Raw genomic sequence first — 21605 nt, 5'->3', positions numbered from 1 at the left:
CTCTGCGTGGGAATGCCTCAACGGACGCTCCGCGTTCGGCTCTGGAAGGGACGCGGAGCGTCCCGGGCTGCATTCCCACGCAGAGCGTGGGAACGATCACTAAGCCGGGGACATTTCCTGCGCCAGTCCGAGAAACGCTGCCGGCAAGCGGGCGTTCTTGCGTTCCTTGAGGCAGTAGAGGTATTCGGGAATCTGCGGCGCATTTTCGAGGGTCAGCACCCGCAACTGCGGATCGTGCGGCACTTCCTGGCGGGCGATGATGCTGATGCCGATGTTGCGCAGCACCGCCTCGCGAATCGATTCGCGGCTGCCGATCTCCAGCAACGGGCCGAAACTGACGCCGGCGCTGGCCAGCAATTCTTCGGTGAGGCGACGGGTAGTTGAGCCGGATTCACGCATCAACAAGGTATGCCCGGCCAGCGCACTCAGCGTCACATGGTCGTGCGCCGCCAGTGGATGATTGCGATGCACCGCCAGCACCAGCGGGTCGCTGCCCAACACCCGACGGATCAGCCGTGCATCGTCGAGCAACTGCGACGAGGCCGCGACATCCACCCGATAATCCTCCAGCGCTTCGAGCACCTGCTGCGAGTTGCCGATTTCCACCGACACTTCTACCTGTGGCAAACGCTCGCGGAACGTCTTAACCAGATCAAGGATGTAATACGGCGCGGTGGCGGCAATGCGCAGCGTGCCCTGCACCTGGCCGCTGTTGCGCAGGAAGAACTCGATATCGGCTTCCTGCTGCAACAAGGCTTTGACCATCGGCAACAGTCGCGCACCTTCGTCGCTGACACTCAAGCGCCGGCCGCCACGGTAGAACAACTCCACCGAATACTGGCTTTCCAGATTGCGGATCTGAGTGGTCACGGTCGGTTGGCTGAGGCCGAGCTTTTTCGCCGCCAGCGTGATGCTGCCCAGGCGGGCCACCATGTAAAACGCTTTCAGCTCGGCACTCAGCACAACCGTCCCTCTTCCTCTATTTGCGCAACAGGCGCAAACCGTTGAACACCACCAGCAGGCTCACGCCCATGTCGGCAAACACCGCCATCCACATGGTGGCGAGCCCGGCGAAGGTTACCCCAAGAAAGATCGCTTTGATCACCAGCGCCAGCGCGATGTTCTGCTTGAGGATAGTGGCGGTATGGCGCGACAGGCTGATGAAGGCCGGAATCTTGCGCAGATCGTCGTCCATCAGGGCGACATCGGCGGTTTCGATCGCGGTGTCGGTGCCGGCCGCCGCCATCGCAAACCCGATCTCGGCCCGAGCCAGTGCCGGCGCATCGTTGATGCCGTCGCCGACCATGCCAACTCGACGGCCCTGCGCATACAGGTCTTCGATGGCTTGCAGTTTGTCGGTCGGCAGCAAGTCGCCCTTGGCCTGATCGATCCCGACCTGCGCCGCAATCGCCTGCGCGGTGTGGACGTTGTCGCCGGTGAGCATCAGGGTTTTCACGCCCAGTTCGTGCAGTTGGCGGATCGCTTCGCGGCTGGTTTCCTTGACCGTGTCGGCCACGGCGAACAATGCCAGCGGGCCGGAACGGTCGAGCAGCAACACCACGGACTTGCCCTGTTTCTCCAGCGCGAACAGTTTTTCTTCCAGTTGCGGCGAGCACAGGCCCAGTTCTTCCACCAGACGGTGGTTGCCCAAGTGGTAGACCTGACCGTTGACCTCGCCCTTTACCCCACGGCCGGCCAGCGCTTCGAAGTTATCCACAAGCAGAGCCGCGAACCCTTTATCCACAGCCGCATTGGCGATGGCCAGCGATACGGGGTGATCGGAGCGACCGGCCAGCGCGGCGGCAATCGCCGGGGCCGTGGCGTCGGCGGTCGGGTCGAGGGACAGGTAATCGGTCTGTACCGGTTTGCCGTGGGTGATGGTGCCGGTCTTGTCGAGGGCCAGATAGTCGAGCTTGAAACCGCCCTCCAGGTACACGCCGCCCTTGACCAGAATGCCTTTGCGCGCCGCAGCCGCGAGGCCGCTGACGATGGTCACCGGGGTGGAAATCACCAGTGCGCAAGGGCACGCGACCACTAGCAGCACCAAGGCGCGGTAGATCCAGTCGAACCACGCGGCGCCCATGAACAGCGGCGGGATGATCGCCACGGCCAGCGCCAGGACGAAGACCACCGGGGTGTAGATTTTCGAGAACTGATCGACGAAGCGCTGGGTCGGCGCACGCGCGCCTTGCGCCTGTTCCACGGCGTGGATGATCCGCGCCAGAGTCGAATTGTTCGCCGCTGCCGTTACCGCGTATTCCAGCGAACCGGCCTGGTTGATGGTGCCCGCAAAGACCTTGTCGCCGACGGTTTTCTCCACCGGCAGGCTCTCACCGGTAATCGGCGCTTGATCGATAGTCGAACTGCCACTGACGACTTCACCGTCCAGCGCAATGCGCTCACCGGGTTTAACCCGCACGCGGGCGCCGAGATCGATGCTTTTGACGTCCAGTTCGACCCAGTTACCGTCCGCCTGCAACACCGTCGCCTGCTCCGGCGTCATCTGCATCAGGCCGCTGATGGCGTTGCGTGCGCGGTCCAGCGAGCGCGCTTCGATCAGCTCGGCCACGGTGAACAGGAACATCACCATCGCCGCTTCCGGCCATTGGCCGATCAATACGGCGCCGGTCACGGCGATGCTCATCAGGGCGTTGATGTTGAGGTTGCGGTTCTTCAGGGCGATCCAGCCCTTTTTGTAGGTGGTGAGGCCACCGCTGAGGATCGAGATAAGCGCGATGATCGCCACCACCCAGGTCGGCGCGGCGCTGGTGAAGTGGATCACTTCGGCAGCGAGCGCACCGACGCCGGACAGTGCCAGTGGCCACCAATATTTTTTCACCGGCGCCGGCGTTGGCGCTTCGACGCCCGCCTCCAGCGGCTCGGCCTGCATGCCGAGGGATTTGATCGCGTCGATGATCGGCGCGGTGTCAGCCAGATTGTGGGTCACGCCGAGCACGCGGTTGATCAGGTTGAATTCCAGTTGCTGGATCCCGGCCAGTTTGCCGAGCTTGTTCTGGATCAGCGTCTGTTCGGTCGGGCAGTCCATCGCCTCGATGCGAAAGCTGCTCAGCCGGGCGTCGGCGCTTTTTGCCTCGCTCAGTTGAACCAGTGAAGGCGCGGCGGCTTTAGACGAGCAGCACGAGTCTTCACTCGAATGAACCGGCGCAGGCGCAAAGGTTTTCAACTCGCAGCAGGAATCGCCGCCGTGGGCATGTTTCTGCACAGGCTGCAGTTTGTGACTGTGATCGTGCCCGTCGCCGGGCTTGTGGGTGTGCAGGGAATCGCTCATTGGTCGCGTCCATGAAGGTGCCTGTTGCCAAGTAAAGACCCTGTAGCCACTATAGGGTCAAGCACCCTTTTGGAGATTGCCGTCATGAAGATCGGAGAACTGGCGAAACAGACCGATTGCGCCGTGGAAACCATCCGCTACTACGAACGCGAAAACCTGCTGCCGGAACCGGCCCGCAGCGACGGCAACTACCGCGTCTACACTCAGGCCCACGCCGAGCGCCTGACCTTCATCCGCAACTGCCGCACCCTCGACATGACCCTCGAAGAAATCCGCAGCCTGCTCGCCTTGCGCGACAGCCCGCAGGATCAATGCGAAAGCGTGAATGCGCTGATCGACGAGCACATCCAGCACGTCAAGGCGCGAATCGATGGGTTGTTGGCGTTGCAGACGCAACTGCTCGACCTGCGCCAGCGCTGTGGCGAAGGGCCGGAGGCGGATCAGTGCGGGATTTTGCAGAGGCTGGAAGTCAGTGGCGGGGTTGTGGCAACCGAAGTCGAACATTCCCATGTGGGCAGAAGCCACGGCCACTAACGATTGACGCTCGTTCCCATGCTCCGCGTGGGAATGCCGCCATGGACGCTCCGCGTCCAAAGTGACGCGGAGCGTCACGGGATTCATTCCCACGCAGAGCGTGGGAACGATCCTGCCGACTAGACCGCCATCGGCGCGGTCATCGGCGCATGGTGCTCGTAGCCTTCCAGCGAGAAGTCGCTCGGCTCCACCAGCTCCAGCCACTCCGGCTGATAAACACCGGTCTTGGCAAACTCCGGCACGCGGTCCGAAATCTTCAGCTTCGGCATGGCGAACGGCTCGCGCTTGAGCTGTTCGTTGAGCATGTCCAGGTGGTTTTCGTAGACGTGGGCGTCACCGATGAAATAGGTGAACCAGCGCGGCGTGTAGCCGGTCAGGCGACCGATCAGGCTCAGCAGCGCGGCGCCTTCGGTGAGGTTGAACGGTGTGCCCAGACCCAGGTCGGTGGAGCGGATGTAGAGGGTCAGGGAAATTTCCTTGGTCTCGACATTCGGGTGGAACTGGTACAGCAGATGGCACGGCGGCAGGGCCATTTCATCGAGCTGGGCGCAGTTCCAGCCGTGGAACAGGATGCGGCGGCTGCCCGGGTCCTTGATGATCGTGTCGACGCACTGGCGCACCTGATCGATGGCTTTGTACAAGACCACATAGGCCTGGCCGTCTTCTTCGCCCTGTGCAATCTGCTTGTAGCCGTTGCTCAGGGTTTGTTCGATGGCGGCGGTGTTGCTCAACGGGATCTGCTTGTACGCCGGCCATTTGCGCCATTGCACGCCGTAGATTTCGCCGAGGTCGTCTTCGCCCTGACGGAACGGATTGGCCAGCCACTGGGCGTTTTCGTTGGCGTTCTGATCCCAGACCTTGCAGCCCAGCGCACGGAATTCCGCAGCGTTGTTCACACCACGCAGAAAGCCGCACATCTCGCCGATGGCCGATTTGAAGGCCATCTTGCGGGTGGTGATCGCCGGGAATCCTTCCTGCAGATCGAAGCGCAGCATGGCGCCCGGAAAGCTGATGGTGTTCACGCCGGTACGGTTGGCCTGTTTGGTGCCGTTGTTGATGACGTGCGACACCAGATCGAGATATTGCTTCATGAGTTACCTGTGTCCTTGAGCCCCGGCAAACGTCGCCGGGGTTCGAATATTTAAGCTGTCGGTGCAACCGGCGCCGCCGGGGCGCGGTGGTAGGCCAGCCAGATCAGGAACAGCCCGCCGATGATCATCGGTACGCAGAGTACCTGACCCATGGTCAGCCAGTTCCAGGCCAGGTAGCCCAGTTGCGCGTCCGGCACGCGGACGAATTCGACGATGAAACGGAAGATGCCATAAAACAGCGCGAACATGCCGGAGACCGCCATGGTTGGCCGTGGCTTGCGCGAGAACAGCCAGAGGATCAGGAACAGCGCCACGCCTTCCAGTGCGAACTGATACAGCTGCGACGGGTGACGCGGCAGTTGCGCCGGGTCGCTGAACGGCGGGAACACCATGGCCCACGGCACGTCGGTGGCCTTGCCCCACAGCTCGGCGTTGATGAAGTTGCCGATGCGTCCGGCGCCCAGACCGATCGGCACCATCGGCGCCACGAAGTCCATCAGCTGGAAGAACGACTTGCCGTTACGCTTGCCGAACCACAACGCGGCCAGCATCACGCCGATGAAACCGCCGTGGAACGACATGCCGCCCTTCCACACTTCGAAAATCAGCGTCGGGTTGGCGATGTAGGCGCTCAGGTCGTAGAACAGCACATAGCCCAGACGCCCGCCGACAATCACACCCATCGACAGCCAGAACACCAGGTCGGAGAGTTTTTCCTTGGTCCAGGTCGGGTCGAAACGGTTGAGCCGGCGCGATGCCAGCAGCCACGCGCCGCCGATGCCGACCAGGTACATCAGGCCGTACCAGTGGATTTTCAGCGGACCGATGGCCAGGGCCACCGGATCGATCTGCGGGTAAGGCAGCATTGCGACTCCTCGTTAGCATTCAAATCTTCAAAAATTCCCGGGCGACGCTGTCACCTCAGGATTAAGCCAGGATTGCGACCTGCCAAAACACACGGCTCAGAACAGAAAGCTCAGGCCCACGCAAAACAGCAAAGCCGCGAACAGCCGTTTCAGCAACTTCGGCGACAACTTGTGCGCCAGCCGCGCGCCGAGACGGGCGAACACCATGCTGGTCAGCGCAATGCCAAGCAGCGCCGGCAAATACACAAAACCGAGACTATGGGCCGGCAGCAACGGATCATGCCAGCCCAGAATCATGAAACTTATTGCACTGGCCACAGCAATCGGCAGACCGCAGGCCGACGAGGTCGCCACCGCCTGCTGCATCGGCACGCTGCGCCAGGTCAGGAACGGCACGGTCAGCGAGCCGCCGCCAATCCCGAAAATCGCCGATGCCCAGCCGATCACACTGCCGGCCACGGTCAGACCGAGTTTACCCGGCACCGTTCGGCTGGCCTTGGGTTTGACGTCCAGCGCCAGCTGCGCCGCGATCACCAGGGCGAACACACCGATGATCTTTTGCAGGTTGGGCCCGGAGATCGCTTCGGCGGTCAGCGCTCCGAAACCGGCGCCGAGCAGGATGCCGACGGTCATCCACTTGAAGATCGGCCAGCGCACGGCGCCGCGTCGATGGTGTTCGCGCACGGCATTGACCGACGTGAATATGATCGTCGCCAGGGACGTGCCGACCGCCAGATGGGTCAGGATCGACGGATCGAAGCCCTGCAAGGTGAAACTGAACACCAGCACCGGGACGATGATGATCCCGCCGCCCACCCCGAACAGCCCGGCCAGTACGCCCGCACAGGCGCCCAGCGCCAGATAGAGCAGAAATTCCATGACTGCCTCCCAAGGCGCGTCCCCAAAACCGGAGCGGCATGGTAACGGATGGATACCCTTCGGCTCCACTGGCGATGGATGCACGGACGATGTCTGCGTAGAGTGGGCAAAAAACACACAAGGACCACCTTATGTGCCTGATTGTTTTCGCCTGGCGGCCGGGGCATGCCCAGCCGCTGATCGTCGCGGCCAACCGTGACGAGTTCTACGCCCGGCCCAGCCTGCCGCTGGCCCAGTGGCCCGAGTCGCCGCATGTTCATGCCGGTCGCGATCTTGAGGCCGGGGGAACCTGGCTCGGTCTGGGCGCCAACGGTCGTTTTGCGGCGCTGACCAACATTCGCGATCCGCATCAGCCGCCGGCCCGGCGCTCCCGGGGTGAACTGGTGGCGGGTTTTCTGACCGGAAACCTGTCGATCGATGACTATTTGTCTGACGTTGTCGCCCGTTCGCCGGAATATGCCGGGTTCAATCTGCTGCTGGGCAATGCCAACGAGCTGTGGCACTTCAATGCGCGGTCTTCGGAACAGGTGATGTTGCAGCCCGGGGTCTATGGCCTCTCCAACGCCGGGCTGGATACGCCGTGGCCGAAACTGCTCAAGGCCAAGGCGGCATTGAGTGCGGTGCTGGATGATCCGCAGCCCGAGCGGTTGTTGGCTTTATTGAGTGATGCGCAAACGGCACCGTTTGCTGATCTACCGGATACCGGTGTGGGATTGGCGACCGAGTCGTTGTTGTCGAGTGTGTTTATTGCCAGCCAGAGCTACGGGACACGCGCAAGTACGGCGTTGATCGTGCAGGCGGACGGTACGCGGCGGATGGTCGAGCGCAGTTTCGGGCCGTATGGCGGGCACTTGGGGGAAGTGGAGATCAACATATAAAGATCGCAGCCCGAAGGCTGCGATCTTGTCTTTCTAGAGCGGTTTGACCACCGCCGGATTGACCATCTTCGCCAAACCGAGGTTCTTCAGCGCCAGTTGCAGCGAGCTGTGGATGACCTGCGGGTTGTCGATGGTCATCAGTTCCGCCAGCAGATCCTTGGCCTTGCTCAGGTTGATCTGACGCAGCATCCATTTCACCTTCGGCAGGTTGGTGGCGTTCATCGACAGGCTGTCGAAACCCATCGCCATCAACAGCACCGCTGCCGCCGGGTCACCGGCCATCTCGCCGCAGATACTCACCGGCTTGCCTTCGGCATGGGCGTCGCGCACTACGGTTTGCAGGGCTTGCAGCACCGCGGGGTGCAGGTAGTCGTAAAGATCTGCCACCCGTGGGTTGTTGCGGTCCACCGCCAGCAGATACTGAGTCAGGTCGTTGGAGCCGACCGAGAGGAAGTCCACCATCCGCGCCAGCTCTTTGGTCTGGTAGACCGCCGCAGGAATTTCGATCATCACGCCCACCGGCGGCATCGGCACGTCGGTGCCTTCGTCGCGCACTTCGCCCCAGGCCCGGTGAATCAGGTGCAGCGCCTCTTCGAGCTCGTGGATGCCGGAGATCATCGGCAGCAGGATCCGCAGGTTGTTCAGGCCTTCGCTGGCCTTGAGCATCGCACGGGTCTGCACCAGGAAGATTTCCGGGTGGTCGAGAGTGACGCGGATCCCGCGCCAGCCGAGGAACGGGTTGTCTTCCTTGATCGGGAAGTACGACAGCGACTTGTCGCCGCCGATGTCCAGGCTGCGCATGGTCACCGGTTGCGGATGGAACGCGGCGAGCTGCTCGCGGTAGATCGCCAGTTGTTCCTTCTCACTCGGGAAGCGCTGGTTGATCATGAACGGCACTTCGGTGCGGTACAGACCGACACCTTCGGCGCCGCGCTTCTGCGCTCGCGCCACGTCCGCCAGCAGGCCGGTGTTGACCCACAGTGGCATGCGGTGGCCGTCCAGGGTCACACACGGCAGGTCGCGCAGGGTATCGAGCCCCAGCGCCAGTTGCTTCTCTTCCTCCACCACCTCGGTGAACTGCTTGCGCAGCACTTCGCTGGGGTTGGTGTAAACCTCGCCACGTGTGCCGTCGACGATCATTTCGATGCCGTCGACCTTGGCGTACGGCAGATCGACCAGACCCATTACAGTCGGGATACCCATGGCCCGGGCCAGGATCGCGACGTGGGAGTTGCCCGAACCGAGTACCGACACCAGACCGACCAGCGTGCCTTCCGGCACCTCGCCGAGCATCGCCGGCGTCAGTTCTTCGCTGACCAGAATGGTTTTTTCCGGGTAAACCAGGTTCTGCTGACGCTCTTCCTGCAAGTAGGCGAGCAGGCGTCGGCCCAGGTCCTTGACGTCCGACGCCCGCTCACGCAGGTACTCGTCGTCCATCAAATCGAAACGGTTGACGTGATCGGTCACGACCTGACGCAACGCGCCCTGGGCCCACTGGCCGGTCTTGATCACGTTGGTGATTTCGCTGCCCAGCGAGGCATCGTCGAGCATCATCAGGTAGACGTCGAACAGCGCACGCTCTTCCGGGCGCAGCTGGGTCGCCAGTTTGGCCGACAACGCACGCATGTCGGCGCGCACGCCTTCGATGGCGGTCTTGAACAGCGCCAGTTCCGCGTCGATGTCGGTGATGGTCTTGTCCGGCACCACGTCCAGATCCGCCGGTGGCAGCATGACCACCGCGGTACCGACCGCCGCGCCCGGCGAACCCGGTACGCCGACGAACTTGGCTTCCTGGATGCCCTTGCCCTGACGGCCGAGGCCACGGATGGAACCTGTGGCCTCGGCGTGGGCGATTACGCCCGCGAGCTGCGCGCTCATGGTCACGAGGAAGGCTTCTTCACCTTCATCGAACTGGCGGCGTTCTTTCTGCTGGATGACCAACACGCCGACGACGCGGCGGTGGTGAATGATCGGCGCCCCGAGGAACGAGGCGTAGCGCTCCTCGCCGGTTTCGGCAAAGTAGCGGTAGCGCGGGTGATCCGCGGCGTTTTCGAGGTTCAGGGGTTCTTCACGCGTGCCGACCAGGCCGACCAGACCTTCGTTGGGTGCCATGCTGACCTTGCCGATCGAGCGCTTGTTCAAGCCCTCGGTGGCCATCAGCACGAAGCGGTTGGTCTCCGGATCAAGCAGGTAGACCGAGCAGACCTGGCTGCCCATGGCCTCTTTGACGCGCAACACAATAATCCCCAACGCCGCCTTGAGATCCTTGGCGGAGTTAACTTCCTGGACGATCTTGCGCAGCGTATTGAGCATGGCTCGGGGTCGAACTCCGTCGTCAGTCGCGCGCTAAAAGGCGCGGGGCAAGCTCTTTGAGAGCGCGGCGATACACTTCGCGCTTGAATGTCACCACCTGGCCCAACGGATACCAATAACTGACCCAGCGCCAGCCATCGAACTCCGGTTTACCGGTCAAATCCATCCGCACCCGCTGCTCGTTGGAGATCAGGCGCAGGAGAAACCATTTCTGTTTCTGGCCGATGCACAGCGGTTGGCTGTGGGTTCGCACCAGACGTTGCGGCAAACGATAGCGCAACCAGCCCCGGGTGCAGGCCAGTATTTCAACATCTTCGCGTTCCAGGCCAACTTCTTCGTTCAGCTCGCGGTACAAGGCGTCTTCCGGCGTCTCCTCGGGATTGATTCCCCCTTGTGGAAACTGCCAGGCATCTTGATTGATACGGCGAGCCCATAGCACCTGGCCGGCGTCATTCGTCAGAATGATCCCGACATTAGGGCGGAAACCATCGGGGTCGATCACGGCAACAACCTCGCAAACGCATGTCGCCGCATTGTTCCACAAAGGTTGTGAAGGCGGCAACGAGGGTTCCGAGCTTATGTGCACTCTTGTGAAAAGACCGTATTCTTGTGGCCTTTTTACTGACTTTTCAGCGGGTAACTGCAATGCGCCTGGCTTTATTCGATTTGGACAACACCCTTCTGGGCGGCGACAGCGATCACGCCTGGGGCGATTATCTGTGCGAACGCGGCTTCCTCGACCCGATCGCGTACAAAGCGCGCAACGACGAGTTCTATCAGGATTACCTGGCCGGCAAACTGGATAACGCTGCCTACCTGAACTTCTGCCTGGAAATCCTCGGCCGCACCGAGATGGCCGTGCTTGAGCAGTGGCACAACGATTACATGCGCGACTGCATCGAGCCGATCATGCTGCCGAAAGCGCTTGAGTTGCTGAAAAAGCACCGCGACGCCGGCGACAAACTGGTGATCATCACCGCCACCAACCGCTTCGTCACCGCACCGATCGCCGTGCGCCTGGGCGTCGAAACCCTGATCGCTACCGAGTGCGAGATGCAGGACGGTCGCTACACCGGGCGCAGCACCGATGTGCCGTGCTTCCGCGAAGGCAAGGTGACGCGCCTGAACCGCTGGCTGGAAGAAACCGGGCATTCGCTGGAAGGCAGCTATTTCTACAGCGACTCGATGAATGACCTGCCGCTGCTGGAACAGGTGGCGAATCCGGTGGCGGTCGACCCGGATCCGAACCTGCGGGCCGAAGCCGAGAAACGTGGCTGGCCCGTCATAAGCCTTCGCGGCTGATACCGCCATCGCTGGCAAGGCCAGCTCCCACAAAGAATTTGTGAACGCGTCAGATCAATGTGGGAGCGAGCCTGCTCGCGAACGGGGTCGAAGCGGTCCCAAGCCTTAAACCGGCTTCGCCCCCATCAACGCCGCAATGGCCAGAAATCCGACGCCGCTGACAATGGCCAGCGCCAGATTGAATTTCCGGTTGCCGACCCCGCTGGTCCATAGCCGATTAAGCCGAACAAGCAGCCAGACCGCGCTGAATGTGGCCACGGCATAGATCACGCTGGACCCCAGAATCCAGAACTGTCCCAACGGCCAGCCAATCAGGTGCACCAACCACCAGCCGGTGAAAGGCATGCTGAGCACGCCGATCAGCATCAGACACCAGACGAACAACCAGGGTCGCTGCATCGTGCTGGCCGGCCCCTCGCTGCGATTACGCCAGGAAACAGCGGCGAGCCCCAGCCCGCTCGCCAGTATCACCACGGTCGCCGCGACGTGAAGGACTTTCAGGGTGGTCAGGGTTTCCATGAATTTCTCTTTCCTTGGGCCATACCCATCAGCGTAGCCGTTCAGCCAAGAAACAGCTGATAGGCCGGGTTGTCGCTTTCGTCCCAGTACGGGTAGCCGATTTCCTCAAGGGCTGCGGGCACCAGATGACGTTCGTCGTGGGGCACTTGCAGGCCCGCCACTACGCGGCCGTCCGCTGCGCCGTGGTTGCGGTAGTGGAACATCGAAATGTTCCAGCGACCGCCGAGCTTGTTGAGAAAGTTGAACAGCGCGCCCGGACGCTCCGGGAACTCGAAGCGCAGCACCACTTCATCGACCACGTGCGCCGCGCGACCGCCGACCATGTGACGGATGTGCAGCTTGGCCAGTTCGTTGTCGGTCAGGTCGAGCACCGGGAACCCCTGTTCGGTCAGGCTCGCCAGCAGTGCGCTACGCGGGTCGTTGTCCGGGTGGGTCTGCACGCCGACAAAGATGTGCGCTTCGCTGCCATTGTTGTAGCGGTAGTTGAATTCAGTGATCTGGCGCTTGCCGATGGCCTCGCAGAAGGCCTTGAAGCTGCCGGCCTTCTCGGGGATGGTCACGGCGATGATCGCTTCGCGGCCTTCACCCAGCTCGGCGCGCTCGGCGACGTGGCGCAAGCGGTCGAAGTTGACGTTGGCCCCGGAGTCGATGGCCACGAAGGTCTGGCCGCTGACGCCGCGCTGCTCGACGTACTTCTTGATCCCGGCCACGCCCAGCGCGCCGGCCGGTTCGGTGATCGAGCGGGTATCGTCGTAGATGTCCTTGATCGCCGCGCAGATTTCGTCGGTGCTGACGGTGATCACTTCATCGACGTAATCCTTGCAGATGTCGAAGGTGTGCTGGCCGATCTGCGCCACCGCCACGCCGTCGGCGAAGATGCCTACAGTCGGCAGCACCACGCGTTCGCCCGCCGCCATCGCCGCTTGCAGGCAGTTGGAGTCATCGGGCTCGACGCCGATGACCTTGATGTCCGGCCGCAGGTATTTCACGTACGCCGCGATACCGGCGATCAGACCGCCGCCGCCCACCGGAACGAAAATCGCATCCAGCGGCTGCGGATGCTGGCGCAGGATTTCCATCGCCACGGTGCCCTGCCCGGCAATGGTGTGCGGATCGTCGTACGGGTGGATGTAGACGTAGCCTTTTTCATCGACCAGTTTCAGCGAGTAGGCCAGGGCTTCCGGGAAGGAATCGCCGTGCAGCACCACCTTGCCGCCACGGGAGCGCACGCCTTCGACCTTGATCTCCGGGGTGGTCTTGGGCATCACGATGGTCGCTTTCACGCCCAGCACTTTCGCCGCCAGGGCCAGGCCTTGCGCATGGTTGCCCGCCGACGCGGTGACCACGCCGCGAGCGCGCTCTTCGTCGCTCAACTGGGTCAGCTTGTTGTAGGCGCCGCGAATTTTGAACGAGAACACCGGCTGCAAGTCTTCGCGCTTGAGCCAGATGTCGTTGCCCAGCCGCTCGGAGAGCTGGCGGGCGTTCTGCAGCGGGGTTTCTACGGCAACGTCATAAACGCGCGAGGTGAGGATCTTCTTGACGTACTGTTCGAGCATCGGAAAGCATCACTGGCGGTTGGGCGGGACCAGCGAGTCTAACCCGCCTTTTGGGCGCACGACCACACGAATCCAGAGGTTTTAGCCCGGCTTGAGGCTATAATGCCGGCCTTTCCGTTCTTACCTTGCCCGCTTCCGGAGCCCGCATGACCCAGGATCAACTCAAACAGGCCGTTGCCCAGGCCGCCGTCGACTTCATCCTTCCGAAACTCGACGACAAGAGCATCGTCGGCGTCGGCACCGGCTCCACCGCCAACTGCTTCATCGACGCCCTCGCCCAGCACAAGGGCGCGTTCGATGGCGCGGTCGCGAGCTCCGAAGCCACCGCTGCGCGCCTCAAGGGCCACGGGATTCCGGTGTATGAGCTGAACACCGTGAGCAACCTGGAGTTCTACGTCGACGGCGCCGATGAAAGCGACGAGCACCTGAACCTGATCAAGGGCGGCGGCGCAGCCCTGACCCGCGAGAAGATCGTCGCGGCTGTGGCCCAGACATTCATCTGCATCGCCGACGCCAGCAAACTGGTGCCGGTGCTGGGCGCGTTCCCGCTGCCGGTGGAAGTGATTCCGATGGCTCGCAGCCACGTCGCCCGCCAGCTGGTGAAGCTGGGCGGCGACCCGGTCTACCGCGAAGGCGTGCTGACCGACAACGGCAACATCATCCTCGACGTGCACAACCTGCAGATCACCAATCCGGTGGAGCTGGAAGCGCAGATCAACGCGATCGTCGGCGTGGTCACCAACGGTTTGTTCGCGGCGCGTCCGGCGGATCTGCTGTTGCTGGGTACGAGTGAAGGTGTGAAGACCCTCAAAGCCGAATAAACCAGGCTGCCCACATATTTGTGGGCAGATGAAAAACCTGTGGGAGCTAGCTTGCTAGCGATAGCGGTGTGTCAGTCGACATGTTTGGCGACTGACCCTCCCTCATCGCGAGCAAGCTCGCTCCCACAGTGTTTTGTGGTGTTGGTTAATTCTGCGCAGGCTTCCTGAAGACATAAAACAGATTCGGCTCGCTCACCAGATACAACGTCCCGTCGTCATCCATCGCGATACCTTCCGCCTGCGGCACGGTTTTCTTCAGGCCCTGCCGGCCACCGCTCAACGACATGGTGCTCAACGGGCGCCCGTCCACATCCAGTTCCAGAATCAGCCGTGACTCGTCGGACAGCGCCAGTAAATGGCCGCTGCGCTCGTCGTATTGCAGGCTCGACAGATCGCGCACGAACATCCCGGCATCGCGCTTGGGATTGTTGATCACGTGTACCGCGTAGGATTTTTCCGGATTGAAGTGCGGGAAACCGTGCACTTCATAGATCAGCATCGGATCCCGTTCCTTGGCCACGAACAGGCGCTTGCCCACCGAGTCGTAAGCCAGGCCTTCAAAGCCCTTGTTGCCGCTCATGTGCACACCGAGGGTCATTTGCTCGGCGTCCGCTGCATCGAGGAACGTGGTGCCGTGTTCCAGATGGATCTTGATCAGGCGTTGCTGGCGTTCATCGGTGATCACGTAGGTGTCGGCGCTGATGAACTCCACCGCCTCCGGATCACCGAAGCCGATCAAGGCGACACGGCGCAGGATCGTGCCGTCCAGCGACAGCTCGACCAGTTCGGCATTCTTGTTGGTCACGGTGAACAGGCTCTTGCGCACCGGATCGTAGGTCAGCGCCGAGACATCGTCGTTCAGCCCGTCGATGACCTTCGCTTCAATCTCCACCCGGTATTGATCCAGCCCGATCGCCTCGCTGCTCATCGGCTGCCATAGCGTATGCAGGTTGAACCAGGCACGCTCGAACAGGCGCATGTATTGGCCGATCGCAATCAACGCGATCAGGGCAATCACCGACAGGATGATGAACAGAGGCTTGGGACGGGCAAGTCGACGCATTCGGGCAGGCTCGGAGTCAAAACAGGCGGATGAAATATCACGCCTGTCTGAACTGAAGCTTAATGGCCACTTGCCTCAGGCCACAACTGCACAGATCTGCAATTGCTGTAGGAGTCGTTACTTCTGCTTTTCGAAGCGGTAGAACAGGTTCGGCTCGCTGACCATGTACAGCGTGCCCGCCTCGTCCATGGTCACGCCTTCGGCGCGGGGAATGGTTTTCTTCAAGCCGTTGAAACCGCCGAGCAGGGTCATGAAGCTGACCTGCTCGCCCTTCTCGTCCAGCTCCAGCAGCAAATGCGAATCGGCGGACAGGACCAGGGTGTGGCCGGTGCGCGGGTCGATCGACAGAGCCGAAAGGTTGCGCAGGTCCAGTTCGTCGCTGTCGAGTTTCTGCTTGTCGCCCTTGAGCGTCTGGCTGCCGTCGCTTTTCCAGGTGAACAGCGCAGGCGGACGCTCTTCGCCCAGTAGCAGTTGCTGGTTGCGGGCGTCCCAGGTGATGGCTTCAAAAGCCTTGTTCTGGTCTTTCGACGGCCCCAAGTCGTATTTCGGGAAATCGTCGCGCTTCAGTTCGCGGGTCTCGGCATCGACCTTGACGATGGAGAGCAGGTGCTCGCGCTCATCGACAATCGCCATCAAGCCGTTTTCCATCACCGTCAGGCCTTCGGGATTGCTCCAGCCCACCAGCGGCATCTTGCGCAGCACGTCACCCTGCAGGGTCAGCTCGACCAGGAACGGATTCTTGCCCATCACCGAAAACAGGGTTTTGGTCTGCGGGTTATAGGACAGGTCCGAAGCTTCGTCCTTTTCCATCCCCGGCAGCAGCTTGGCGTCGATCACCACGCGGTAGTCCGGAAGCCAGACGCTTTCCTGTTTCTCGGCCGGGCTTTCAAAACGCTCCAGCACCCACAACAGGCCACGGTCATCCCAATGCATGGCAAACGCCAGCCCGTACGCAGCGACGGCTGCCAACACAATCCAGGAAGACCAGCGCAGGGCGAAGCGCGAACGGCGGGCGGGTTTGAGCTGAGTTTGAGATGACATCAAAGGACGCGTTCCGAAAATTCAGGCTACGGGTAATAGCACAAAGAGGCCGGCTCAGACGCCAGAATGACCGGAATTATCCGGACAGAATGTGAAAAAAACGGCAAATGGCCGGAATGCCCTGCGTCTTTGCAGGTCGCATCACAAAACGAAAACGGGAGATTGCAGACTTGAGGGCTGAGCTCAAATCTGCAATCTCCCGCTCGGGAACGCGATGTACGGATCAGCGAACGCTGCTGGTGAAGCGACTGGCGCCCGGCAGCTCCAGCACGATCTCATCGCCAACGTTCAGCGGGCCGACGCCCACCGGCGTGCCGGTCAGGATCACGTCACCGGCCTGCAGCGAAAAGCAGCCGGCCATGTGCTGGATCATCGGCACGATCGGATTGAGCATCGCGCTGCTGTTGCCGTCCTGGCGCACTTCGCCGTTGATGGTCAGGCGGATGCCGATGTCGGTCAGGTCGGCGAAAGTGCTGCCGACCACGAACGGCGCAATCACCGCCGCGCCGTCGAACGACTTGGCGATTTCCCACGGCAGGCCCTTGGACTTGAGCTCGGCCTGCTTGTCGCGCAGGGTCAGGTCCAGCGCCGGGGCGAAACCGGAGATCGCGTCCAGCACTTCTTCACGGCTCGGCTTGGTCGACAGCGGCTTGCCGATCAACACGGCGATTTCCGCCTCGTAATGCACGGAGCCACGCTCGGTCGGAATGCTGAAACCGCCTTCCAGCGGCACCACGCAACTGCCCGGCTTGATGAACAGCAACGGCTCGGTAGGCACCGGGTTGTCCAGTTCCTTGGCGTGTTCGGCGTAGTTACGCCCGATGCACACCACTTTCCCCAGCGGAAAATGAATCCGCGTACCGTCGACATACTGGTGCTGATAGCTCATTACCGACTCCTGCCTTCATTGATTCATCAGGGATTGCCAATCAAACCGCGAAGATCTTGCCCGGGTTCATGATGCCGTTCGGGTCGAACACCGCCTTGACCGCTTTCATGTATTCGATTTCCACCGGTGAGCGGCTGTAGGTCAAGTAGTCGCGCTTGGTCATGCCCACGCCGTGTTCGGCGGAAATCGAGCCGTTGTACTTCTCGACGGTTTCGAACACCCACTTGTTGACGGTGGCGCACTTGGCGAAAAACTCGTCCTTGCTCAGGTTGTCCGGCTTGAGGATGTTCAGGTGCAAGTTGCCGTCGCCGATATGGCCGAACCAGACGATTTCGAAATCCGGATAGTGTTCGCCGACGATCGCGTCGATTTCCTGCAGGAAAGCCGGGACTTTCGAGACGGTGACCGAGATGTCGTTCTTGTACGGCGTCCAGTGGGAGATGGTTTCGGAGATGTACTCGCGCAGCTTCCACAGGTTCTGCAACTGGGTTTCGCTCTGGCTCATGACACCGTCCAGTACCCAACCCTGCTCCACGCAGTGCTCGAAGGTTTCCAGGGCGGTGTTGGCCACTTCTTCGGTGGTCGCCTCGAATTCCAGCAAGGCATAGAACGGGCAGTCGGTGTCGAACGGCGCCGGCACATCGCCACGGCCCATGACCTTGGCCAGGGCCTTGTCGGAGAAAAACTCGAACGCGGTCAGGTCGAGCCGGCCCTGAAAGGCGTGCAGCACCGGCATGATCGAATCGAAATCGGCGGTGCCGAGGACCATCGCGGTCAGGTTTTTCGGCGAGCGATCCAGGCGCATGGTGGCCTCGACCACAAAACCCAGGGTGCCTTCGGCGCCGATGAACAGCTGGCGCAGGTCATAACCGGTGGCGTTCTTGATCAGGTCCTTGTTCAGTTCCAGCACGTCGCCCTTGCCGGTCACCACTTTCATGCCCGCCACCCAGTTGCGGGTCATGCCGTAGCGAATGACCTTGATCCCGCCGGCATTGGTGCCGATGTTGCCGCCAATCTGACTGGAACCTGCCGAAGCGAAGTCCACCGGGTAGTACAAGTCATGTTCTTCGGCGGCGTTCTGCAATTGTTCGGTGACCACGCCCGGCTGACAGACGGCGGTGCGGTCGGTCAGGTTGATGTCGAGAATCTGATTCATGTAGTCGAACGACACAACCACTTCGCCATTGGCGGCCACGGCCGCGGCGGAAAGCCCGGTGCGCCCGCCCGACGGCACCAGCGCCACTTTATGTTCGTTGGCCCAGCGGACGACGGCCTGCACCTGCTCGATGGTCTTGGGGAACACGATGGCGCTGGGCGCCGGGGCGAAGTGCTTGGTCCAGTCCTTGCCGTAAGCGTTCAGGGAGTCGGCATCGGTCAGGACTTTGCCAGGCTCGACCAGGGTCTTCAGTTCATCAATCAGGGCAGGATTGGTCATCGACGGAACTCTCGAACAATTCATGGTCATCCTGAGAACGCTTCACGTCGCAGGAATGAGTGTTTAGCGGGGTGGCTATGCTAGCATACCGACCCCGCAGGCCAGTGCCCAAGGCCGGTTCTGCGGTGACGGCTTTCTTGTCGTCCAGGTCAATGTCTGTTGACCATTTCCTGCCATTTTTCTCCGGGATACAGGTTTACGCAGATGAGCAAGACTTCTCTCGATAAGAGCAAGATCAAGTTCCTTCTTCTCGAAGGCGTCCACCAATCGGCTGTCGACGTCCTCAAGGCGGCGGGCTACACCAGCATCGAATACCTGACAGGCTCCCTGCCGGAAGCCCAGCTCAAGGAAAAGATCGCTGACGCTCACTTCATCGGCATTCGTTCGCGCACCCAGCTGACCGAAGAGATCTTCGATCACGCGAAGAAGCTGGTCGCGGTCGGCTGTTTCTGCATCGGCACCAACCAGGTTGACCTGGAAGCGGCCCGCGAGCGCGGCATCGCCGTGTTCAACGCGCCGTACTCCAATACCCGCTCCGTGGCCGAGCTGGTGCTGGCCGAAGCGATCCTGCTGCTGCGCGGCATCCCTGAGAAAAACGCTTCCTGCCACCGTGGCGGCTGGATCAAGTCCGCAGCCAACTCTTTCGAGATCCGTGGCAAGAAACTGGGCATCGTCGGCTACGGCTCCATCGGTACTCAGCTGTCGGTCCTGGCTGAAGGTCTGGGCATGCAGGTGTTCTTCTACGACACCGTGACCAAGCTGCCACTGGGTAATGCCACCCAAGTCGGCAACCTGCACGAGCTGCTGGGCATGTCCGACATCGTCACCCTGCACGTTCCGGAAACCGCTGCGACCCAGTGGATGATCGGCGAGAAGGAAATCCGCGCCATCAAGAAGGGCGGCATCCTGATCAACGCTGCACGCGGCACCGTGGTCGAGCTGGATCACCTGGCTGCTGCGATCAAGGACAAGCACCTGATCGGCGCCGCCATCGACGTGTTCCCGGTCGAGCCGCGCTCCAACGACGAGGAGTTCGAAAGCCCGCTGCGTGGCCTGGATAACGTGATCCTGACCCCGCACATCGGCGGTTCCACCGCTGAAGCGCAGGCCAACATCGGTCTGGAAGTGGCAGAAAAACTGGTCAAGTACAGCGACAACGGTACTTCGGTATCGTCGGTGAACTTCCCGGAAGTGGCCCTGCCGGCTCACCCTGGCAAGCACCGCCTGCTGCACATCCACGAGAACATCCCGGGTGTGATGAGCGAGATCAACAAGGTCTTCGCCGAAAACGGCATCAACATCTCCGGTCAGTTCCTGCAGACCAACGAGAAGGTCGGCTACGTGGTGATCGACGTCGACGCCGAGTACTCGGAGCTGGCGCAAGAGAAGCTGCAACACGTCAACGGCACCATCCGTAGCCGCGTGTTGTTCTGATCCGACGCTGAGCGACAAAAAAGGGAGCCTTCGGGCTCCCTTTTTCATGCACGCGAAAACGTCATTCGACGTTGACGGTGATCTTCTTCGACACGATCGGTGGATCGAACGCCATGTGGCCGCTGTCACCCAGCTCCAGCTGCAGGGTGTGCTTGCCCGGCGCGAGCTTGATGTCGGCCTGGGTCTGCGCCTTGCCGAAGTGCATGTGGTTGGCGTCGGTCGGCACGACGGAGCCGGCCGGAACGATTTCCTTGGCATCGATCAGCAGATGGTGATGACCGGTGTTCTTGGTGACATCACCGGCCGGTGCCAGCGCGATGTCCTTTACACCGAACTTGACCGTGAAGGTCTGCGAAACCGTGGCTCCGTCCTCGGGAGAAACGATGAACACTTCGGCGCCCTTCGGTGCCGGTGTGGCCGCACTGGCCAGTACCGAAACACCCATCAGCACACCGGCCAACGCTGCACGTGACATAAAGCTTTTCATTTTCTTCTCCAGTTTTTCCGTAAAATCCGCACGGTCATGACAACTTCATGACCATTCGTTGTCGAAGGCACTCGACAACCATAGCAAAGCGAGCCTGGAAAACAGGCCGATATCGATTTCAAAGGAGTGACCATGCGTTTTCTGCCTGGCCTGATCTGCCTGCTTCCCCTCCTGAGCCCTCTGGCTCACGCCGAACTGATTGATGACGTCTACGACCGTGGCGAGTTGCGCATAGCCCTTGAGGCTAATACACCGCCCTTCAATTTCAAGGACGGCGACACGCTCACGGGGTTCGAGGTCGAGCTTGGGCAACTGCTGGCCAACGAACTGGATGTGCGCGCCGACTTCATCGTCACTGACGAAGCCGATCTGCTCCAGGGCGTTGAAAGCGGCAAGTACGACGTCGCGCTCAACCACATAGCACTGACACCCGAGCTCAAGGATCGTTTCGACGTGAGCGAGCCTTACACGCAGGTCAATGCGCAGTTGCTGGCGAAAAAGGACGAGCAACCTCGGCCGATGGTGCTGGTGCAGACGCTGACCGAGGAGAAACCGAAGGTCGGGCCGCCGGTGGATCTGGCGATTCCGTTTCAGAAGGGCAACCCGGCGTTTCACGCGAGTCTGGAAAATGCCTTGCAGCGGATCAGGGCGGATGGGCGGCTGGAGGCGTTGTCGAAGAAGTGGTTGAGTGTGCAGGCTACGGAAAACTGAAGTGAACGTGACTAGTCGAGCAAGCTGAGGGCCTGTGCGGCTTGCGGCAGTTCGAGTTCGCTGAAGACCTGCACCCCATGGCGCTTCAGCAACGCGGCGGTAACGCCCTCGCCACTCACCTTCACCCCACTGAACGTGCCGTCATAGGTCAACAGATTCCCGCACGAAGGGCTGTTGGCCTTGAGCACCGCCACCCGAATCCCGTGCTTCTGCACCAGCGCCAGCGCCTGCCGCGCACCATCCAGAAACTGCGCACTGACGTCTTCGCCCTCGGTAGTGATCACCGAGGAGAGTCCGTCCAGCACTTCGCTGCCCTGCCCGCCCGGAATCTCTGCCGCTGCCCGTGGCGTCGGCAAACCACCGGCGACTTCCGGGCACAGCGGCACTACCCGGCCTTCGTTCGTCCACTGCTCCAGCAGATCGAACGGCCCGCTGGCTCCACCGTCATAACGCACGCGGTGGCCCAGCAGGCAACGACTGACCAGAATCCTGTGCAT

The 21605-nt window shown here is 61.4% G+C and carries 21 protein-coding genes; 6 read left to right on the top strand and 15 right to left on the bottom strand.

All coding sequences use genetic code 11. The features are described 5' to 3' along the window. Positions 1-99: 99 nt before the first annotated feature. Together EIY71_RS19920 and EIY71_RS19915 are read right to left on the bottom strand one after the other, a co-directional pair. Positions 100-963 (bottom strand): LysR family transcriptional regulator, encoded by an 864-nt coding sequence (locus EIY71_RS19920; RefSeq protein ID WP_007953452.1) that lies wholly within the window; start codon positions 961-963, stop codon positions 100-102. Between the two features lie 16 nt (positions 964-979). Next, positions 980-3289 (bottom strand): heavy metal translocating P-type ATPase, encoded by a 2310-nt coding sequence (locus EIY71_RS19915; protein WP_134022821.1) that lies wholly within the window; start codon positions 3287-3289, stop codon positions 980-982. A gap of 84 nt (positions 3290-3373) precedes the next feature. Here EIY71_RS19915 and cadR point away from each other — a divergent pair, with 84 nt between their 5' ends. Further along, entirely contained in the window at positions 3374-3823 is a 450-nt protein-coding gene (gene cadR, locus EIY71_RS19910) for a Cd(II)/Pb(II)-responsive transcriptional regulator (RefSeq protein WP_064600182.1), read from the top strand. Between the two features lie 119 nt (positions 3824-3942). Here cadR and EIY71_RS19905 read toward each other — a convergent pair whose 3' ends face one another. From EIY71_RS19905 to EIY71_RS19895, 3 genes are all read right to left on the bottom strand, one after another. Beyond that, positions 3943-4914: a thymidylate synthase gene (locus tag EIY71_RS19905; protein WP_134022819.1), complete on the bottom strand. Its 972-nt coding sequence runs from the start codon at positions 4912-4914 to the stop codon at positions 3943-3945. A 50-nt stretch (positions 4915-4964) separates the two neighbouring features. Further along, on the bottom strand, positions 4965-5780 hold the full coding sequence (gene lgt, locus EIY71_RS19900) for a prolipoprotein diacylglyceryl transferase (protein ID WP_007953463.1): 816 nt from the start codon (positions 5778-5780) through the stop codon (positions 4965-4967). Positions 5781-5876: 96 nt separating this feature from the next. After that, the gene (locus EIY71_RS19895; protein ID WP_085746720.1) at positions 5877-6659 is read right to left on the bottom strand and encodes a sulfite exporter TauE/SafE family protein; all 783 of its coding nucleotides are present in this window, start codon (positions 6657-6659) and stop codon (positions 5877-5879) included. Positions 6660-6790: 131 nt separating this feature from the next. On the opposite strand from EIY71_RS19895, the gene EIY71_RS19890 reads away from it, so the two are divergent. Continuing rightward, a complete protein-coding gene (locus EIY71_RS19890) occupies positions 6791-7537 on the top strand; it encodes an NRDE family protein (RefSeq protein WP_134022817.1) in 747 nt (248 codons plus the stop codon). A 33-nt stretch (positions 7538-7570) separates the two neighbouring features. Here EIY71_RS19890 and ptsP read toward each other — a convergent pair whose 3' ends face one another. Both ptsP and EIY71_RS19880 read right to left on the bottom strand, forming a co-directional pair. Beyond that, positions 7571-9850 carry a phosphoenolpyruvate--protein phosphotransferase gene (ptsP, locus tag EIY71_RS19885; protein WP_134022815.1) on the bottom strand — a complete coding sequence of 760 codons (2280 nt, stop codon included), beginning with the start codon at positions 9848-9850 and terminating at the stop codon, positions 7571-7573. Positions 9851-9872: 22 nt separating this feature from the next. Then, positions 9873-10352, bottom strand: a complete 480-nt coding sequence (locus EIY71_RS19880) for an RNA pyrophosphohydrolase (RefSeq protein WP_003229203.1) — start codon at positions 10350-10352, stop codon at positions 9873-9875. A gap of 143 nt (positions 10353-10495) precedes the next feature. Here EIY71_RS19880 and EIY71_RS19875 point away from each other — a divergent pair, with 143 nt between their 5' ends. Continuing rightward, a complete protein-coding gene (locus EIY71_RS19875) occupies positions 10496-11152 on the top strand; it encodes an HAD family phosphatase (RefSeq protein WP_011336424.1) in 657 nt (218 codons plus the stop codon). Positions 11153-11257: 105 nt separating this feature from the next. Here the strand turns inward: EIY71_RS19875 and EIY71_RS19870 are convergent, their stop codons facing one another. Further along, positions 11258-11671 carry a DUF2269 family protein gene (locus tag EIY71_RS19870; RefSeq protein ID WP_011336425.1) on the bottom strand — a complete coding sequence of 138 codons (414 nt, stop codon included), beginning with the start codon at positions 11669-11671 and terminating at the stop codon, positions 11258-11260. Positions 11672-11712: 41 nt separating this feature from the next. Beyond that, complete coding sequence (gene ilvA, locus EIY71_RS19865) at positions 11713-13227, bottom strand: threonine ammonia-lyase, biosynthetic (RefSeq protein WP_011336426.1); 1515 nt, start codon at positions 13225-13227, stop codon at positions 11713-11715. Between the two features lie 146 nt (positions 13228-13373). Here ilvA and rpiA point away from each other — a divergent pair, with 146 nt between their 5' ends. Then, on the top strand, positions 13374-14048 hold the full coding sequence (gene rpiA, locus EIY71_RS19860; protein ID WP_007953476.1) for a ribose-5-phosphate isomerase RpiA: 675 nt from the start codon (positions 13374-13376) through the stop codon (positions 14046-14048). Between the two features lie 145 nt (positions 14049-14193). Here the strand turns inward: rpiA and EIY71_RS19855 are convergent, their stop codons facing one another. From EIY71_RS19855 to EIY71_RS19840, 4 genes are all read right to left on the bottom strand, one after another. Beyond that, complete coding sequence (locus EIY71_RS19855; RefSeq protein WP_085746722.1) at positions 14194-15111, bottom strand: SdiA-regulated domain-containing protein; 918 nt, start codon at positions 15109-15111, stop codon at positions 14194-14196. 117 nt (positions 15112-15228) lie between these two features. Further along, entirely contained in the window at positions 15229-16152 is a 924-nt protein-coding gene (locus EIY71_RS19850; RefSeq protein ID WP_102685810.1) for an SdiA-regulated domain-containing protein, read from the bottom strand. 223 nt (positions 16153-16375) lie between these two features. After that, positions 16376-17041 (bottom strand): fumarylacetoacetate hydrolase family protein, encoded by a 666-nt coding sequence (locus EIY71_RS19845; protein ID WP_007953483.1) that lies wholly within the window; start codon positions 17039-17041, stop codon positions 16376-16378. 40 nt (positions 17042-17081) lie between these two features. Then, on the bottom strand, positions 17082-18476 hold the full coding sequence (locus EIY71_RS19840; RefSeq protein WP_134022813.1) for an FAD-binding oxidoreductase: 1395 nt from the start codon (positions 18474-18476) through the stop codon (positions 17082-17084). 204 nt (positions 18477-18680) lie between these two features. Between EIY71_RS19840 and serA the strand changes: the two genes are divergently transcribed. Then, positions 18681-19910 carry a phosphoglycerate dehydrogenase gene (gene serA / locus EIY71_RS19835; protein WP_007953487.1) on the top strand — a complete coding sequence of 410 codons (1230 nt, stop codon included), beginning with the start codon at positions 18681-18683 and terminating at the stop codon, positions 19908-19910. A gap of 61 nt (positions 19911-19971) precedes the next feature. On the opposite strand, the gene EIY71_RS19830 is transcribed toward serA, so the two are convergent. Then, entirely contained in the window at positions 19972-20397 is a 426-nt protein-coding gene (locus EIY71_RS19830; RefSeq protein WP_085647002.1) for a DUF4399 domain-containing protein, read from the bottom strand. A 132-nt stretch (positions 20398-20529) separates the two neighbouring features. Here EIY71_RS19830 and EIY71_RS19825 point away from each other — a divergent pair, with 132 nt between their 5' ends. After that, positions 20530-21108 carry a transporter substrate-binding domain-containing protein gene (locus tag EIY71_RS19825; protein ID WP_085647003.1) on the top strand — a complete coding sequence of 193 codons (579 nt, stop codon included), beginning with the start codon at positions 20530-20532 and terminating at the stop codon, positions 21106-21108. An 11-nt stretch (positions 21109-21119) separates the two neighbouring features. Here the strand turns inward: EIY71_RS19825 and EIY71_RS19820 are convergent, their stop codons facing one another. Next, the gene (locus EIY71_RS19820) at positions 21120-21605 is read right to left on the bottom strand and encodes a DUF523 domain-containing protein (RefSeq protein ID WP_134022811.1); all 486 of its coding nucleotides are present in this window, start codon (positions 21603-21605) and stop codon (positions 21120-21122) included.

Origin of the sequence: Pseudomonas sp. CH235, from assembly GCF_004368175.1 — a bacterium.
Taxonomy (GTDB): Bacteria; Pseudomonadota; Gammaproteobacteria; order Pseudomonadales; family Pseudomonadaceae; genus Aquipseudomonas; species Aquipseudomonas paraglycinae.
Note: the sequence above shows the minus strand (reverse complement) of the source record. Positions and strands in the feature narration are given on the sequence as shown.

What these genes read in the sequence shown, in the direction of transcription:
- EIY71_RS19915 (WP_134022821.1), bottom strand. Translation starts at nt 3,289, where the DNA reads ATGAGCGATTCCCTGCACACCCACAAGCCCGGCGACGGGCACGATCAC.
- cadR (WP_064600182.1), top strand. Translation starts at nt 3,374, where the DNA reads ATGAAGATCGGAGAACTGGCGAAACAGACCGATTGCGCCGTGGAAACC.
- EIY71_RS19905 (WP_134022819.1), bottom strand. Translation starts at nt 4,914, where the DNA reads ATGAAGCAATATCTCGATCTGGTGTCGCACGTCATCAACAACGGCACC.
- lgt (WP_007953463.1), bottom strand. Translation starts at nt 5,780, where the DNA reads ATGCTGCCTTACCCGCAGATCGATCCGGTGGCCCTGGCCATCGGTCCG.
- EIY71_RS19895 (WP_085746720.1), bottom strand. Translation starts at nt 6,659, where the DNA reads ATGGAATTTCTGCTCTATCTGGCGCTGGGCGCCTGTGCGGGCGTACTG.
- EIY71_RS19890 (WP_134022817.1), top strand. Translation starts at nt 6,791, where the DNA reads ATGTGCCTGATTGTTTTCGCCTGGCGGCCGGGGCATGCCCAGCCGCTG.
- ptsP (WP_134022815.1), bottom strand. Translation starts at nt 9,850, where the DNA reads ATGCTCAATACGCTGCGCAAGATCGTCCAGGAAGTTAACTCCGCCAAG.
- EIY71_RS19875 (WP_011336424.1), top strand. Translation starts at nt 10,496, where the DNA reads ATGCGCCTGGCTTTATTCGATTTGGACAACACCCTTCTGGGCGGCGAC.
- EIY71_RS19870 (WP_011336425.1), bottom strand. Translation starts at nt 11,671, where the DNA reads ATGGAAACCCTGACCACCCTGAAAGTCCTTCACGTCGCGGCGACCGTG.
- ilvA (WP_011336426.1), bottom strand. Translation starts at nt 13,227, where the DNA reads ATGCTCGAACAGTACGTCAAGAAGATCCTCACCTCGCGCGTTTATGAC.
- rpiA (WP_007953476.1), top strand. Translation starts at nt 13,374, where the DNA reads ATGACCCAGGATCAACTCAAACAGGCCGTTGCCCAGGCCGCCGTCGAC.
- EIY71_RS19855 (WP_085746722.1), bottom strand. Translation starts at nt 15,111, where the DNA reads ATGCGTCGACTTGCCCGTCCCAAGCCTCTGTTCATCATCCTGTCGGTG.
- EIY71_RS19850 (WP_102685810.1), bottom strand. Translation starts at nt 16,152, where the DNA reads ATGTCATCTCAAACTCAGCTCAAACCCGCCCGCCGTTCGCGCTTCGCC.
- EIY71_RS19845 (WP_007953483.1), bottom strand. Translation starts at nt 17,041, where the DNA reads ATGAGCTATCAGCACCAGTATGTCGACGGTACGCGGATTCATTTTCCG.
- EIY71_RS19840 (WP_134022813.1), bottom strand. Translation starts at nt 18,476, where the DNA reads ATGACCAATCCTGCCCTGATTGATGAACTGAAGACCCTGGTCGAGCCT.
- serA (WP_007953487.1), top strand. Translation starts at nt 18,681, where the DNA reads ATGAGCAAGACTTCTCTCGATAAGAGCAAGATCAAGTTCCTTCTTCTC.
- EIY71_RS19830 (WP_085647002.1), bottom strand. Translation starts at nt 20,397, where the DNA reads ATGAAAAGCTTTATGTCACGTGCAGCGTTGGCCGGTGTGCTGATGGGT.
- EIY71_RS19825 (WP_085647003.1), top strand. Translation starts at nt 20,530, where the DNA reads ATGCGTTTTCTGCCTGGCCTGATCTGCCTGCTTCCCCTCCTGAGCCCT.
- EIY71_RS19820 (WP_134022811.1), bottom strand. Translation starts at nt 21,605, where the DNA reads ATGCACAGGATTCTGGTCAGTCGTTGCCTGCTGGGCCACCGCGTGCGT.